This window comes from Paucilactobacillus oligofermentans DSM 15707 = LMG 22743, assembly GCF_001434315.1.
GTDB classification, from domain to species: Bacteria; Bacillota; Bacilli; order Lactobacillales; family Lactobacillaceae; genus Paucilactobacillus; species Paucilactobacillus oligofermentans.
Window position 1 is genome coordinate 165,371 of record NZ_AZFE01000031.1, and the last position, 16,992, is coordinate 182,362.

The window sequence follows — 16,992 nt, forward strand, 5'->3', positions numbered from 1 at the left end:
GATAACTTCCCTAGCCTTAATTTTTATTACATCGATAATTATGTGTTCCAATATTCTACCACAACTATTTTTAAAAGTGCTTAAGAAAGAATTACAGTTTACAATCATCATCAACACTCGTAAACTCAATAGTATCTAATAATCTACGAAAGTGTGATTACAATTAAACGATACATAAATGTTTTTTTATTTGGGATTATCGGTGGCGGCGCACGCTACCTAATTGAACTTTTAGTGATCTCTCCTAATGGCTTTCCATATAGTACTTTAGGGATAAATTTAGTTGGCTGCTTTTTGTTTTCAATTCTCATTGACTATATTCCTGCCCGCTTCTCACTTAGTAATGCCACTGCAACTGGGATGAGTGCTGGTCTAATTGGTTCATTTACCACCTTTTCAACATTTAACTTAGATGCTGTTAAATTAGTTGTCCATCATCAAATTACTTTTTTTATTATCTATTTATTTTGTACCATTTTTGGTAGTTTACTAATGAATTGGACTGGTCAAAGATTTAGTCAAAAGCTACGACGTCAAATGGAGGTTTGGTAATGCTCACACTTTACGTTGGAATTGCATCAGGCCTTGGTGCTTGTCTTCGCCTCTTACTCATGGATTTATTTAAACTAAGTTCATTTTTTAGTAACTTACATTTTCCTGTGGTTACTTTTTTAATTAATATTATTGGTTCAGCACTACTTGGATTATTATTTTGGTATGTTCCTAGTTCGGATTTAAATACCATTCTATCAGTTGGTATTATTGGTGGATTCACTACCCTCTCAACGTTTAACAATGAACTACTCCTACTATGGAAAAAACACAAAATCATCTGTCTTTTGTATGGAACATCGACTTATCTTTTCGGCATTATCGTAGTCTTAATAACAATTAAATAAAAAAAATCCTCAATCTTGGTTAAACCAGATTGAGGATTTTATTTATGTTGAAGATAAATCAATTAAATTTGACTATCATCGTCATCATCTTTATTTCTGCGTTTTACGGCAATGATGATACCCATACCAGCAAGGATCACAAGGATGCTTGCAATTGCAGCGATGTATTCTGCTTCATGACTATCATTAATATCTGTGTTCTTCTTAGAATTAGTTTCTTTCGAATCATTGTCCTTAGTAGAATTTTTGTGCGATTTCTTAGAAGTTTTTGAACTTGAATCGTTAACTGACTCAGCGATTTCACTAGATGCAGTTGTAGCATTACCCAATGATGATACACCATTATTAGTTGATGCTGTGTGAGCTGTTAATAGTGCATTCGCAGTTGCAACACGATTTGCTACTACAATATTATTACTATTCTTTATCGATACAGAACCGCTTAATGACTGCGCAATCGAGTTTGAGTTACTCTTAGAATTTGATTGAACGACATTATCTGATTGTTGCGTTGATTCTGAAACCGAATTCGATACACTCTTAGACTGAGATTGATTTACATTATCTGATAGACTGTTCGACTCTGAATTGCCACTGTCGATTGATTCTGAATCTGATTGTGAAGCTGAAGTTGATTGTGAAGTTACATCAGATATAGAATTTGAATCTGATTGTGAAGCAGAATCTGATTCTGATACAACATTTGAATTAGATGTTTGATCAGAATTATCAGCAGATGTTGACTTACTTTGTGACTCTAAGTCTGATAATGATTCTGAGTCCGATACTGATTCACTTTGCGATGGATTCAATGATGGATTCTTTTCAAGTGATTCACTCTTCGAAATTGATGCTGAATCTGATTGAGAGTAAACCGCTGATAACGAACCTGCCTTAGAAACACTAGCTGAAGTTGATGCTGAGGCTGATGTTGAAAGCGAAGTACTCTTCGATGATGAATCTAGAGCAGAATCACTCTTTGAATTAACTAATGAATCTGATTTAGATGTATTTGCAGAAACTGAATCAGATTTAGATGCAGCATCTGATTCTGAACTTGATTCTGAACTGACATTATTCAATGACTTCGAACGTGATGTTGAATTAGAAGCTGAATCAGAAATTACAATTGACTTCGATTCTGACTTACTTGTTGAAGTAGATTCGGATATAACCTTATTTTCTGAGACTGACACAGAAGTTGATGTTGAGTTACTTCCTGAAACTGATTTTTCTATAGATACAGAAGCTGAACCAGATTTACTTGCAGAATCACTTGCCAACGAGGTTGATGTTGAGGCTGATACTGAAGTACTTTCAGAAGCAACTTCTGACACACTAGCTTCATCACTAGTAGAAGTTTCTACAGATTCTGATGTCGATGCTGACTTACTTTCAGAATTATCAGTTGAAACAGAATCAGATGCTGAAGCAGATTTAGATTGACTGTTTTCACTATCAGTTGACTGACTATCTGAATCTGAAGATGACTTACTTTCAGATTGATTTGAATCAAGTGAATCACTGGTTGAATCACTAGCTGATTTACTTTCTGATGCTTGACCAGAATCGGATTCAGAAGAAGAGTTTTCAGCTGATTCTGATTGTGATTTAGATACTGAATCAGATGTAATAATTGAATCTGAAACTGAATCGGATTCTGATGGTGTCAATGAAGCTCCAATTGATTTCGAAGTCGAGGCTGAATCAGAAGCTGATGTTGAGGCTGACTGTTGTGCTGACTCAGAAATTGATGCTGATTTTGATGCTGATTTCGATACTGAAACACTTGCTGAGTCAGACTTAAGTGTTGAATCACTAACTAAATCAGACTTAGATGCTGATGCTGACTTACTTGCTGACGTTGAAGCTTTAGCTGATGTTGATCCAGAAGCTGATTGTTTAAGTGACGTTGACGTTGATGCTGAATTTGATGTTGAAACTGAGTCAATAGATGACTTAGAACCACTAGCTGACTTACTTGCTGAAACACTTTCACTCATTTGTTTAGAAAGTGATTCTGAAGGGGCAACTGATCCGGTGTCATCACTCTTACTTGCTGATGCTGAATCACTGTCAGACTTAACATCTGATTCTGAAATTGAATTCGATGTTGAGGCTGATTCACTATGGGCTTTTGATTCTGAATCAGCTTTTGATTTGTCTTCTGAAATTGACTTAGAAGCTGAATCACTTACTGATTTCGAAGTTGATGCACTTTGTGAAGTAACCACTGAATCGGAATTTTGATTTGATGTTGAATTACTCTTTGAAGCACTACCAGATTCAGAATCTGATGTGTTGGTTGAGTTTGAGTCAGAATCTGAAGCTGAACCAGATTTACTGTTTTCACTATCAGTCGATTGACTATCGGAATTTGAAACTGACTTACTTTCTGAATTGTTTGAATCCAGTGAATCGCTGCTTGAATCACTTGACGAATCACTCAGTGATCCTTGACCTGATTCCGATTCAGATTTTGATTGTTCTGCGGAAACAGATTCTGATTTTGACTTTGAATCAGATTCAATTGTTGAATTTGAAACTGAGTCAGATTCTGAAGGCGTCAATGAGGTCCCAATTGATTTCGAAATCGAAGCTGAATCAGAGGCTGATGTTGATGCTGATTGTTGTGCTGATTCCGAAATTGATGCTGAATCTGAAGCTGATGTTGATGCTGAAACACTCGCTGAATCAGACTTAAGCGTTGAATCACTTGCTAGATCAGACTTAGAAGTTGAAGCTGACTTACTTGCCGACTTCGAAACTGATGCTGATTTTGAGTTTGAAGCAGAAATTTCAAGTGATTTTGATTTAGAATCTGAGGCTGAATCCGAGTTTGATTCAATTGCTGAATCCGAATTATCAGCTGACTTACTTGAAGATTCACTATCACTAATTGATTCTGATGGTGTCATTGAACCACTGTTATTACTCTTACTAGTTGAAACTGACGTGCTTTCAGATTTAACTTCTGATTTCGAAGTCGATGTTGATGTTGAGGCTGATTCACTATGGGCTTTTGATTCTGAATCAGCTTTTGATTTGTCTTCTGAAATTGAATCATAAACTGAATCACTTACTGATTTAGAAGTTGATGCACTTTGTGAAGTAACCACTGAATCGGAATTTTGATTTGATGTTGAATTACTCTTTGAAGCACTACCAGATTCAGAATCTGATGTGTTGGTTGAGTTTGAGTCAGAATCTGAAGCTGAACCAGATTTACTGTTTTCACTATCAGTCGATTGACTATCGGAATTTGAAACTGACTTACTTTCTGAATTGTTTGAATCCAGTGAATCGCTGCTTGAATCACTTGACGAATCACTCAGTGATCCTTGACCTGATTCCGATTCAGATTTTGATTGTTCTGCGGAAACAGATTCTGATTTCGACTTTGAGTCAGATTCAATAGTTGAATTTGAGGCTGATGTTGAGGCAGAAGGATTTTCTGACGTAATAAGTGATTTAGAAGTTGATAGCGATACCGAAGTTGATGCTGATATCGATGCCGATTGTTGTGCTGATTCAGAATTTGATGTCGATGTCTTAACCGATGTTGATTCTGAAACACTAACTGCATCTGATAAGCTAGTAGATTCACTTGCTAAATCTGAAGCTGATGTTGAAGTTGACTTACTTAATGATTTCGAAGCTGCTGCTGATTTAGAAGCCGATCCTGAAACTTCAAGTGATTTTGATTTAGAATCTGAGCCTGAAAATGAGTTTGAGTCGATTGCTGAATCTGAATTATCAACTGACTTACTTGCAGACTCACTATCGCTAATTGATTCTGATGGCGTCATTGATCCACTATTATTGCTCTTACTAGTTGAAACTGATGTACTTTCAGATTTAACTTCTGATTTTGATGTTGAAGTTGAAGTCGAAGCTGATTCACTATGAGCTTTTGACTCAGAATTAGCTTTAGATTTATCTTCTGAAATTGACTTAGAAGCCGACTTACTTAACGAATCAGCTGTTGATTTACTTAATGAATCAACTGTTGAATCTGATGTTTGAGTAGAATTTGATGTACTCTTTGATGCACTTCCCGATTCTGAGTCAGAATTATTAGTTGAATTAGAGGTACTATTCGATGCACTACCAGACCCTGAGTTTGAGTTATCTGTTGAAGTTGAATCCGAATCTGAAACAGATTTTGACTGACTAGTTTCACTATCAGTTGAATCACTATCTGAAGTCGAGCCAGATTTACTTACTGAATCATTTGAATTTTGCGAATCAACATTCGATTCACTCGATGACTTACTGTTTGATTCTTGAGTTGATTCTGAGTCTGAGTTAGATTGATCCACTGATTCTGATTGTGATTTAGATTTTGAATCAGATTCGATTGTCGAATTTGATAATGATTCAGATTCTGAAGGATTCAATGAAGTCCCAGCAGATTTTGAATTTACAACTGAAGTTGATGCTGATTCTGAAGCCGACTGTTGCGCCGATTTAGAATCAGATTTTGATGATTCAATTGAAGTTGAATTAGCTTTACTTCCATTATCTGAATTCATTTTGGAAGTACTTACTGATTCTGAAGCTGATCTTGATGCTGACATACTTGATGATTTAGAATCGGATGTTGATGTTGATTCTGATTCTGAAATCTCCAATGAGCTAGATTTAGAATTCAAATTAGAAGTTGACGTTGAACCAATTGACGACTTAGATTCTGAAATTGATTTACTAATTGAATCACTTTCACTAGTTGATTCAGCTGGTGTCATTGAGCCGCTATTAGAGTTCTTACTTGTTGATGCAGACAAGCTATCTGACTTAGCTTCAGATTTAGATAATGATGTTGATTTTGAAGCTGATTCACTTTGTAACTTCGAATCTGAATCTGATGTTGATTTGTCTTCTGAAACTGAAGTTGAGTCCGATTCCAAGTCTGAAGTTGAACTTGAATCACTCTTAGAAGCTGACTCAGAGGATAAAGAATCATTTGAAGTTGAAGTACTATTTGAAACGCTTCCCTTGTCAGAATCAGAATTAATTTCTGATTCTGAATCTGATGATGAAGCGCTCCCTGAAGTACTATTTTCTGAGTTTTCTGACTTACTCTTAGAAATAGATTCGGAATCACTTTCACTTTGAACTAGCGATTCTGATTCTGAATTAGAGTTAACAACTGATTCTGATTTTGAATTTTCAATATCTTTTGAATCAGATGAAGATGTTATTGCTGATTCTGAATCACTAACTGAAGCTGAATTACTTTCATCTGTAGATTTAGAAGCTGAGTCTGATTCTTCTGGTGTTGTTGAACCATTAGTAGATTTTGAAGCTGAAACAGATGTTGATGCAGATTCACTATCAGATTTTTGCATTGATGCAGAATTACTTACTGATTCAGAAATTGAAATTGATTTTGATACAGATGAAATTTCTGAGTTATCTTTTGAAGTGCTTTCAGACAATGATTTACTATCAGAATTTGAATCTTTCAGATCATCGCTTGTCGAAATTGAATCTGAAATACTTTCTGACTTACTTGACGAAGCAATGATCGAATCACTCTTAGAGGTACTTGCTGAATCAGAAGTTGATTTATGTGCCGACTCAGATTCAGAAGTTGATTTACTTGCTGAAACCACAGTTGACTTCGAAGCGGAGTCAGATTCTTCTGGTAATAAAGAAATCCCCTCAGATTTTGATGTTGAAATTGATTCAGAACTTGAGTCTGAAAGTGACTTATTATCTGAAACAGATGTTGAAACTGAAATTGATGATGAATCAGATAATGATTCATCAGTTGAAACTGATTTACTTTCACTTTTTGAAGTTGCTTCAGACAAATCCGAATTAATTGATTTTGAAGTTGATACTGATTTAGAAGCTACTTCGGATTTACTTGCTTGTTCGGAAATTGATTCAGATTCAGAAACGCTATTTGAATCTGATTTAGAACCATTTTCTGATTTAGAAGCAGAATTATTTGTAGAAATTGATTCACTCTTTTGACTATCAGTTGATCTACTATCAGAAGTTGATGCTGATTTAGAAGTTGACTCCACAGCTGATTTTGAATCATCAGTTGATGTTGAAGCACTATCCGAATTAGATGTAACAGAATCAATTAAATTAGATTTCGAATTAGATGCTGATACAGAATTTTCATCAGACATTGATTTTGAATCTGCAATTGATTTTGATGCAGAAGCTAAATCAGACGGATTTAATGAAATTGATTCTGATAATGATTTACTTACTGAGTTTGAAGCTGATTCACTAAAACTATCCACTACAGATTTTGATGTAACATCAGAACTTGAAGCAGATACTGACGTTGAATCAGAAATAGCTTCTGACTTTTCTTTAGAAGCTGATGCCGAAGTTGATGCCGACTTAGAATTATCTGTAGAAGTTATGATTGATTTTGATGCAGATTCACTTAATAACTTAGATGCAGAATTTGATTCATCAATTACATTTGAGTTAGATATCGACTCTGATTTATTTGAAGAATCCGATAATGAACTAGACGTGCTTCTTGAAAGAGATGTCGATGTTGACTTAGATAATGATTCAGTTGGTGTCATCGAATCACTATCTGATGATGTCGATGTTGAAGCAGACTTCGACTCTGAATTAGCTTCTGACAGTGATAATGATTTTGATGATGAAGCTGATTCTGAAACAACTTTAGAGGTTGATTTAGATTCAGACATTGATTTTGATGATGATTCTGAAAGATCAGTATTTTTAGATTCAGAAGTTTCTTTTGAAGTCGATGCTGAATCTGAAGCTAATGAATCAATATTCTTAGAATCACTATCTGATGTTGAAGCGCTATCTGATGTTTTACTTTCGGATTTTAATGAATCTGAAGCTGATTCAGAGGCTATCTTACTTGCTTCTGAAGTTGATTCTGAATTTGTCTTTGAAGCTGAGTTAGAAAGGCTGTCAGTAATTGCTTGTGATTCAGTAGTTGATTCATCAGCACTATCAGATTGTGAAACTGAATTTTCTGTAGACGTTGACGTTGAGTCAAGATCAGATTTACTTTTAGATGTTGCCTTGTTTTCAGAATCAAATTTAGATGTTGAGGCTGAATTAGATAATGAGTTGTATTCATTTTCAGATAAAAGGCCTGAATCATTAGCTGATTTACTATTACTAATGCTATCAGCTGTTGATGCAGCATCTGAAACAGAAGCCGATGTATTTTTAGACAAGCTATCGGCAATAGAAGTAACCAGTGACTTAGAAGCAGACTCTATCGCTTCTGAACTTATAAGTGGGTTTTTAGATTTAGAAACTGATAATGAAACAATTGCCGAAAGAGATTGTGAAACTACTCCCGAAGCTGAAGCGACTTTAGAAACCGAATCAAGAATCGACTTAGAACTAGCAATACTATCTGAAGCCTCAGTTGACTTACTAATTGATAACATATCACTATTAGAAGCGGACAATGATAATGCATCAGATAACGAAGATGACATCGAGTCTGACGCTGAATAAGTTAAAGATGCCGAATCAGATAATGAAGCTGATAACGATTTTGATTTTTCAATTGATAACGATTCAACCATCGATTGTGAGGCAGAAGCTGCCGCATTTTTAGACTTAGAAACTGATCCAGTATAATCTAATGATTCACTATCTGATGCTTGAACTTTACTATTAGAAGTCGAAACTGACAATTGTGCATTTTGGGATGCTGAAGCAACTCCAGATATTATCTTAGATGAGACTTCTGATTCAACAATTGCTTGTGATTTTGAAGTAGAAATTGCAATGGATTCAGAATTGTTTGCAACTAGTGAATCAATTCTTGAAGTTGAAGCGGAAGTTGATGCTGAAATTGCCGTTGATTCTGAAATACTGTAGTCAACAATCGATTTTGAGGCGCTATCAGAGGTAACAATTGATTGTGAAGCTGAAAGACTAACAGAATCATCAACATAAACAGTGGCCATTCCAGATTTTGGCTTTGTGTCACCACTGAAGGTATAATCAGCAGTAATATGATATGTACCCTTTTTGGTATTATCAAAACCATCATCTGACCTAATTGTAACTACAGCATTGGGATCTATAACGCTATTAGCAGCATCAGTTTTAACATCAAACAAATCTTGAAAGTCTATCTCTTCACCAAGTTGAATGGTTACAGTTTTCCCACTAACCATAGATTTTGCTAAATCCCCTCGATTAGAAGTTGATTGTGAGTTTGATTGAATACTACTTTGTGAATCAGTTAATGAACTTGATGGTATCGTTGCGCTAGTATTAGTAGCCAATAAATCACCAGTGGTTGTTTTAGATACACTATTATCTGTGTCTGCTTTAACAGTTGACGTTGAAGCAATTGATCCACCCAAGATACTACCTAAACCTAAAACAATCCCACTAAGGGTTGTTGTTCCGGCAACAAGCCAGTTTTTACCTGCCTTATACATTCTAAACCGTTCTTTACCATTGTTTTTAAATAACTCTGACGAGTCCTTTGAATTATATTTCACGTGATTTCCTCCCAAAAATTGCGTTTATTTAATTTCACATATCCCACGAGTTTAACATAGATTAATTCAAAGACAAATAATATAAGCCGAAAAAAGAGTCCATATTTTTACTAAAATTTAGCAAAATAATGAACTCTATAATCACAACTTTTTTATAAATAATTTAGGTTTAACTAGTTGATCGAATATATTTATTACCCATATGCTTTTCTACATATGACATTCCAAGTGACATAATTCCGGTTAATACAAAATAGATAACAGCTGCCACAATTAGTGGTGGTACAAAGTCGTATAAAGTTCCACCAACGCCTAAAGCCTGAGCTGTAACTTCTTGAACTCCAATATAGAATAAAACGGATGATTCCTTAATCAAAGTAATAAACTCATTTCCCAATGATGGTAAAATGTTGCGAATTGCTTGTGGTAACACAATCGAAAACATGGTTTGATTATTATTCATCCCCAATGACATTCCAGCTTCCGTCTGTCCCCGATGAACTGAGATAATTCCTGAACGGAAAATTTCTGATACATAGGCTCCCGAATTAATTCCTAAAGCAATAGAACCTGGGATAATTCGATCTAGTCCCGATCCTAAAAACTCAACTTGTGGAATTGGTAAAACTTTTGACAATACATAATAAGTTAACATTACTTGAATCATTGACGGTGTCCCACGCACAATCGCTACATAAATTTTTGCGATCCATTGAAATAACTTAACTTTTGACAATCGTAACAATACAATCAGCAGCCCCAAGGCAATCCCAATTAGGACACCAATAATGGAAATAATAATTGTTAATGCAGTGCCATCAAGAAACACTGGATAGTAGTGCCCTAAAAAATCAAACATTTAAATCACCCCTAATCAATAAGTTTATTTACCATATTTAGCTTGTAAATTTTGAGCCTTGGCTAAAAAAGTATCCATTTTACCATTACTCTTTAATTCCTTAACCGACTTGTTAACTTGCTTCAATAATTTCTTATCATCCTTACGAACAGCAATATTAATATGTTGTTGTGATTCAGGAGTGCTCAATTTAACATTTTTGGCAATTGCATATTTTTCTGGATATTGTTTTACATAATTATCAGCAATTTCATTTTCTAACACGACACCAGCTAATTTTCCTTGTGTTAATTCAGTCGTTAAACTATTAGCGTTAGCTTCGGTCACCGTTGTGGCATTCTTAATTTGTTTCTTCGCAATTTGTTCTTGAGTCGTTGTTTGTTGTGCCCCAACTTGTAATCCCTTTAAATCAGAAATTGAATTATATTTATTTTCATCAGCTTTATTAACTAATAGGACGTTTTCAACTTTATAGTAGCTATCTGAAAATGAAACTTGTTTTTTACGTTCATCAGTTGATACCATTCCAGCTAACACAATATCAACTTTTTTATTCTTTAAATCTGTAATCAATGATGGAAATTCAGTATTTGTAATTTTTAACTTAACACCCATGTCCTTCGCAATTTGTTGAGCAATAAATATATCGTAACCAGTAACGGTTTTCTTTCCATTTTTTACAATTGGAAATTCAAATGGTGCATAATCAGCCGATGTTCCCATGACTAGAGTGCCTTTGTCTTTAATATTTTTAACACTATTGTCTGAAGAATTACTGCATCCAGCCAACCCAATCGTAAGTAATGCCAACCCCGCTACAACCACTAAACCTTTTTTTAAATTTTTCATTTCCATTCCTCCTAAATAAATATCCAGTATTATGATTAATATATGTATAAAAATCATCTTTTTTAATAATGTAATTATAATATTACATCTTAATACAAAAATCAAGTTAAAAATGAATATTTATTACAAATAAATTGATATTTTTGCATTTTATTAGATTTTTCAGTGGATAATCAGCTTATTTATACATCTATATACGAAAAAATACCTATCAGCTCGAAAGCCGATAGGTATCTGATCAAAATATTTTAATAATTATTGTGCATTAGGCGATTTAACTAAGTGAATTGGTGAGGCAATATGTTTAGATATTTTTTCACCACGATAATGTTTGTATGCAGCTTTCACTGCTAACTCACCTTCAGTTTTAGGTTGTTGAGCAACAATTCCTGTAATTGTTCCTTTTTTAACAGCAGCTAAACCATCTGGCGTACCATCAATTGACACAATTTTAATGTCTTGTCCTTGAACTGCTTTCACAGCACCTAAGGCCATTTCATCATTTTGTGCAAAGATACCTTTAACATCTGAATGTGCTTGTAACATATTTTGGGTAGTATTTAATCCCTTTGCACGATCAAAGTTCGCACTTTGTTTAGCAACTAAATCTAAGTTACCTTTAATTTGGTTATCAAATCCTTTTCCACGTTGTACAGCAGCATCGGCACCCGGTGTTCCTTCAAGTTCAGCAACCTTAGCATTTGTTCCAACTTGTTCTTCCAAGAATTCAGCAGCCATCTTACCAGCTTTAACGTTATCTGAAGCTACGGTAGTTAATAATACCCCACCATTTGAACCACGATCACAGGCAATTACTGGAATTCCAGCTTGATTAGCCTTCTTAATTGAAGGTACAATTGCATCTGAATCAACCGGGTTAACAATAATTACATCAACATCTTTAGTAATTAAATCTGAAATTTGGTTATTTTGTTTTGAACTATCATTTTGAGCATCAAAAGTTTCAACCTTTGAATTATTCTTTTTAGCTTCACTATCAATTCCTTTTTTCAAATTAACGAAGAAGGGATTACTAAGCGTTGAAACAGAAACACCAATTTTAACATCTTTGGCAGCTTTCTTTTCGATTTTAGTCGTACTCGTTGGTCGCCCAATTGTTGCATATTGGCAACCCGATGCAACCATTAAAAATACTGCAAAGACTGTAAATAAACCAATTAATTTCTTCATACCAATTTTCATCAACTTATCCTCCTATGCTTTTGCTTGCTTACGGTCTAATAACACCGCAATCAAGATCACGATACCCTTAACGATTTGTTGATAGAAACTTGAAATTCCAAGTAAGTTCATCCCGTTATTCAAGACCCCGATAATCAACGCACCAATTAAAGTACCAAACATCTTACCTTTACCACCGGCTAGTGAAGTTCCACCCAAGACAACAGCGGCAATGGCATCCATTTCATATCCAGTCCCAGCATCAGGTTGAGCTGATGAAAGTTGTGAAGTTAAAATCATTCCGGCAACTGATGATAAGAATCCAGCAATAATATAAATCCAAATCGTAATCTTTTTAGTATTAACTCCAGCAACAAAGGCCGCTTTTTCATTACCACCAACAGCATAAGTTTTACGACCAAATGTTGTTTTATGAAGTAGTAAGTAAGCAAGTGCATACAAGACAACCATGACATAAACTTGGAATGGAACCCCAAACAAGTATCCTTGACCTAAGAATAAGAATGAGAAATCATTATTCATTGTCTTACCCGTGATTGGGTTACCATTAGTTAACACATAAGTTGCCCCACGGAAGATGGCAGACGTAGCTAAGGTAGCAATAAATGGTGCTGCCTTACCATACGCAATCAAGACCCCATTAACAGCACCAAAGATGGCACCAGTAATCATCCCAATAGCAAAGGCAAAGATTGGTGGGCAACCCATCAAAATTAATTGGGCCATAAAGGCACCACTCAATGCTAAGATTGATCCAACCGATAAATCAATTCCGGCTGTTAAAATAACAAACTGCATCCCGAACGCAATCAAGGCGTTAATCGAAATTTGTTGTAACAAGTTCATGATGTTATTAATATTTAAAAACGAACTGTTTAAAACGCTTACAAAAATTACTAGAACTAACAATGCTACTAATGGACCTAACTTCGAATAAAAATTACCAATACTAAACTTCTTTTTCGTTTCCGCGTTATTCATTTATTTCTCCTCCAGTTGCAAGCGTCATAACTTTATCTTGTGTGGCATCTTTGGTTGCAATTTCGCCTTGAATTTTACCTTCATAGACAACAACGATATTATCGCTAAATCCAAGAACTTCATCGAGATCACTTGAGACCATGATAATCGCTGTTCCACGATCAGTTAATTCATTCATCAAATCATAAATTTCCCGTTTGGCACCAACATCCACTCCACGCGTTGGTTCATCCAAAATCAAAATTTGGGCTCCTGAACCAACCCATTTAGCTAATACGACTTTTTGTTGATTACCACCAGATAAGCTTGATGCTAAATCTTGTGAGCTTTGAGCTTTAACACCCAAGCGTTTCATCAACATATCAACAAAATCTTTGTCAGCCTTTTCATCAATAAAGCCTTTTTTAGTAAAACCATCAATACTTGGTAAATCAATATTTTCAGATAAAGTACCGTCTAAAATTAGTCCTTCATCTTTACGATTTTCAGTTAAAAAGCCAATGTTATGTTTAATCGCTTGTTCCGGTGTTTTAATTTCTACCTTTTCACCATCAACAAAGATTTCACCACTATCTAGCTTATCAACACCGAAAATACCACGCATGATTTCAGTACGTCCGGCACCCATCAAACCTGAGAAAGCTAAAATTTCACCTGATTTAACTGAGAAATCAATATCTTTAAACGTGTCTCCACTATTTAGACCTTTGACACTTAGTAATTCCTTACCAAACTCAGGTTTACGCTCGGGATAAAAATCACCCATATCACGACCAACCATGTCATGAACAATTTGTTTAACATCGGTTTCCGATGTTTCATAAGTATTAATCGTGAGTCCATCACGCATGACCGTTAAGCGATTACTAATTTCAAATATTTCTTCCATTCGGTGAGAAATATATATAATAGCAACACCTTGTTCTCTAAGTGAATCAATAATTTTAAATAATTTAGCAATTTCGTTTTCACTTAACGCTGCGGTTGGTTCATCCATGATTAGTACTTGGGTCTTGTTCATTAATGATTTAGCAATTTCAATCGTTTGTTGACGACCGACACTCAATGATCCAACAAGCGTATCAACCGAAATATCAACCCCTAATCGATCTAGCGCCGTTTTCGCCTGTTCTTTCATCGCCTTCGTGTCTAACACCCCGAAGCCTTTTTTTAATTCACGATTCAAGAACATGTTTTCAACCACTGACATATCAGCAAAGTTATTCATTTCTTGATGAATAAATGCAATCCCATGTTGTTCAGCATCTAGTGCATTTTTAAATGTCGTCTTCTTACCATCAACAGTAATTTCACCACCATCTGCATTAAGCAAACCGGTTAAAATGTTCATCATTGTTGACTTACCAGCTCCATTTTCACCCATCAGCGCATGAACCTCGCCACTGTGAATTGAAAAGTTAATATCTCGAAGAACTTTGTTATTTCCAAATGATTTCGAGATGTGCTTCATTTCAATTTCCATGATATTCCTCCTTTAAAATGTTACGCCACTCACCAAAATAATATTCGAGAACGGACTCATTTCCCCCGTACGAACAAATGCTTTAGCATCCACTAAATCATGCTTCATTTGTTCATGTGGGATAAATGAAATCTTAATTTCTGGAAATAAATTTTGAATTGCCGTTAGTTGTTGGGGATTATTGGTCCGGATTTCGTTGGCTAAAATGATTTCTTGGACTTCTAACTCCGTAATAATATTGCTAACAACATCGATAAAACTTGGTAGATCTCGGGTGACTGCCAAGTCAATCTTTTCGGTTGTTGCTGGGACAGGCATCCCCGCATCCCCAACAGCAAGCGTATCAAAATGACCCATTTGGCTAATTACTCGTGATAAATCTGAATTAATAACTGTTGTTTTCTTCATAACTAATTTCTCCTTTGTAATTTCATAAAACGTTTTACTCTTTAAATGAAAGCAGATTATTTTAGTAACCGCTTTCAAATTGATGTAAGATAAAAAGTTCTTTATCTATTTTTCTAAGACTTTCGGTCCATTTTGCGTACCCACAATCACCTTGTCACAGATATTCAAGAATAGTCCATGTTCAACTACACCGACAATACTGTCTAAGATTTGTGCTAGCGCAAATGGATCTTCGATTTTTTGAAGATGTAAGTCGATGATATAGTTACTTTCATCAGTCATGACATGTTGTTTATTTTCATCAAATCTAAACGTAGGAGCATATCCCAACTTGTCAAGTTTTTCCAAAACATGCGTCGAACCAAATGGAATTACTTCTAATGGTAATGGGAATACACCTAATTGATGAACTAACTTACTTTCATCAACAATCCACATATTCTTGTCAGAATTAATGGCCACAATTTTTTCCCATAGATGAGCGGCTCCACCACCTTTGATCCCTTGAAAATCATCACTAATTTCATCGGCACCATCAATCGTTAAGTCAATCCGATCAACATCATCTAAATTTTTAACTTCAATTCCAAGATTAGCGGCTTGATTAGCGGTGAACTTTGAAGTTGCAACTGCTGTAATGTGCAATCCTTCTTCAGCCACGCGCTTACCTAATGCATCAACCATATATCTGATCGTTGATCCTGAACCTAGTCCAACAATCATGCCATCTTCAATATACTTAACTGCTTCATTACCAACTAATTGTTTCAGTTCGTTTTGTTCCATTATTAAGCCTCCAATTGGTTACTTACTTGCTGCTTCAATTTCAGCTTTCGTTGGAATTGATGGCATTGCGCCTAATCGTTGAACGGTGATTGAGCTTGCACGTTGAGCAAAAGTTAAAGCTTCCTTGATATTACTCAAGTCGGTCTTTAATTGTGAGCTAAGTGCTCCAATAAATGTATCGCCAGCTGCGGTAGTATCAATTGCTTTTACCTTAAATGCAGGAACAAAATCATGACGACCATCTTCAGTTGAGTAAAAAGCCCCTTTACTACCAACTGTGATAATCAAGTTTTTAACGCCCATCTTTTCAAATGCAGCAGCGTTAGCCATCATCGATGCTTCATCAGTCACTTCAATACCAGTTAAACTAGCACTTTCAGTTTCATTAGGAACCACAATATCTGATAATTCTAATAATTCTGGTAACATTTCTGACGCTGGGGCTGGATTTAAAATCGTCATTGCGCCGGCTTCTTTGGCTAATTTAAAAGCTTCAATTGCTGCAAGTTGTGGCGTTTCAAATTGCGTTACCACAAAATCTGCATGCTTAATTTGTTCGGCACCATTATGCACTTCAGTAGCAGTTACTTTTTGGTTAGCACCACCGTAAACTAAAATACTATTTTGACCGTTTTCATCTAAGAAAATATAAGCTGAACCAGTTCCAGAACCGGAGTCAACATTAATCCCAGAAGTATCAACTTGATCATCTTTTAATGACTCAATCATAAACTTACCAGCATCGTCATTACCAACTTGGCCAATAAAACTAGTTTCAGCTCCAGCACGAGCAGCCGCAACAGCTTGGTTCGCACCTTTTCCACCAGCAGCGCTACTACGATCATTCATTTGTAAAGTTTCGCCTGGTTGTGGCACACGTTTAATTCTCAAAATTGTATCTACATTCAAACTACCCAAGATAACTACTTTATTAGCCATAATCAAATCTCTCTTTCTGTGATTAACCCATTTTTAAGTAAAACCTTTTACTATTCTTCTACCATATTTTATCACGCCGTGAAAGCCTTTTCA

11 protein-coding genes are annotated in these 16,992 nt (G+C 35.4%); 2 read left to right on the plus strand and 9 right to left on the minus strand.

The window, feature by feature from the left end; all coding sequences use genetic code 11:
- Positions 1–153: 153 nt before the first annotated feature.
- Together FC70_RS04490 and FC70_RS04495 are read left to right on the plus strand one after the other, a co-directional pair.
- Positions 154–552 (plus strand): fluoride efflux transporter FluC, encoded by a 399-nt coding sequence (locus FC70_RS04490; protein WP_057889805.1) that lies wholly within the window; start codon positions 154–156, stop codon positions 550–552.
- Complete coding sequence (locus tag FC70_RS04495) at positions 552–899, plus strand: FluC/FEX family fluoride channel (RefSeq protein WP_057889806.1); 348 nt, start codon at positions 552–554, stop codon at positions 897–899. Before FC70_RS04490 ends, FC70_RS04495 begins: the two co-directional genes overlap by 1 nt.
- A 62-nt stretch (positions 900–961) precedes the next feature.
- On the opposite strand, the gene FC70_RS04500 is transcribed toward FC70_RS04495, so the two are convergent.
- From FC70_RS04500 to rbsK, 9 genes are all read right to left on the minus strand, one after another.
- On the minus strand, positions 962–9,391 hold the full coding sequence (locus FC70_RS04500; RefSeq protein ID WP_057889807.1) for a KxYKxGKxW signal peptide domain-containing protein: 8,430 nt from the start codon (positions 9,389–9,391) through the stop codon (positions 962–964).
- A 169-nt stretch (positions 9,392–9,560) separates the two neighbouring features.
- Positions 9,561–10,250, minus strand: coding sequence for an amino acid ABC transporter permease (locus FC70_RS04505; protein ID WP_057889808.1), 690 nt, complete (start codon positions 10,248–10,250; stop codon positions 9,561–9,563).
- A gap of 24 nt (positions 10,251–10,274) precedes the next feature.
- Entirely contained in the window at positions 10,275–11,105 is an 831-nt protein-coding gene (locus FC70_RS04510) for a transporter substrate-binding domain-containing protein (protein WP_420835988.1), read from the minus strand.
- A 249-nt stretch (positions 11,106–11,354) separates the two neighbouring features.
- Positions 11,355–12,302 (minus strand): substrate-binding domain-containing protein, encoded by a 948-nt coding sequence (locus FC70_RS04515; protein WP_057889810.1) that lies wholly within the window; start codon positions 12,300–12,302, stop codon positions 11,355–11,357.
- Between the two features lie 12 nt (positions 12,303–12,314).
- Positions 12,315–13,283 carry an ABC transporter permease gene (locus tag FC70_RS04520; protein ID WP_057889811.1) on the minus strand — a complete coding sequence of 323 codons (969 nt, stop codon included), beginning with the start codon at positions 13,281–13,283 and terminating at the stop codon, positions 12,315–12,317.
- The gene (locus FC70_RS04525) at positions 13,276–14,766 is read right to left on the minus strand and encodes a sugar ABC transporter ATP-binding protein (protein WP_057889812.1); all 1,491 of its coding nucleotides are present in this window, start codon (positions 14,764–14,766) and stop codon (positions 13,276–13,278) included. Before FC70_RS04525 ends, FC70_RS04520 begins: the two co-directional genes overlap by 8 nt.
- Positions 14,767–14,778: 12 nt before the next feature.
- Positions 14,779–15,174, minus strand: coding sequence for a D-ribose pyranase (gene rbsD, locus FC70_RS04530; protein WP_057889813.1), 396 nt, complete (start codon positions 15,172–15,174; stop codon positions 14,779–14,781).
- A 105-nt stretch (positions 15,175–15,279) separates the two neighbouring features.
- Positions 15,280–15,960 carry a ribose-5-phosphate isomerase RpiA gene (gene rpiA / locus FC70_RS04535; protein ID WP_057889814.1) on the minus strand — a complete coding sequence of 227 codons (681 nt, stop codon included), beginning with the start codon at positions 15,958–15,960 and terminating at the stop codon, positions 15,280–15,282.
- An 18-nt stretch (positions 15,961–15,978) separates the two neighbouring features.
- Positions 15,979–16,899 (minus strand): ribokinase, encoded by a 921-nt coding sequence (rbsK, locus tag FC70_RS04540; RefSeq protein WP_057889815.1) that lies wholly within the window; start codon positions 16,897–16,899, stop codon positions 15,979–15,981.
- Positions 16,900–16,992: the final 93 nt, after the last annotated feature.

Bases quoted from the DNA above. Each gene is read 5' to 3' on its own strand.
- FC70_RS04495 (WP_057889806.1), top strand. From the start codon at position 552: ATGCTCACACTTTACGTTGGAATTGCATCAGGCCTTGGTGCTTGTCTT.
- FC70_RS04505 (WP_057889808.1), bottom strand. From the start codon at position 10,250: ATGTTTGATTTTTTAGGGCACTACTATCCAGTGTTTCTTGATGGCACT.
- FC70_RS04510 (WP_420835988.1), bottom strand. From the start codon at position 11,105: ATGGAAATGAAAAATTTAAAAAAAGGTTTAGTGGTTGTAGCGGGGTTG.
- FC70_RS04515 (WP_057889810.1), bottom strand. From the start codon at position 12,302: ATGAAAATTGGTATGAAGAAATTAATTGGTTTATTTACAGTCTTTGCA.
- FC70_RS04520 (WP_057889811.1), bottom strand. From the start codon at position 13,283: ATGAATAACGCGGAAACGAAAAAGAAGTTTAGTATTGGTAATTTTTAT.
- FC70_RS04525 (WP_057889812.1), bottom strand. From the start codon at position 14,766: ATGGAAATTGAAATGAAGCACATCTCGAAATCATTTGGAAATAACAAA.
- rbsD (WP_057889813.1), bottom strand. From the start codon at position 15,174: ATGAAGAAAACAACAGTTATTAATTCAGATTTATCACGAGTAATTAGC.
- rpiA (WP_057889814.1), bottom strand. From the start codon at position 15,960: ATGGAACAAAACGAACTGAAACAATTAGTTGGTAATGAAGCAGTTAAG.
- rbsK (WP_057889815.1), bottom strand. From the start codon at position 16,899: ATGGCTAATAAAGTAGTTATCTTGGGTAGTTTGAATGTAGATACAATT.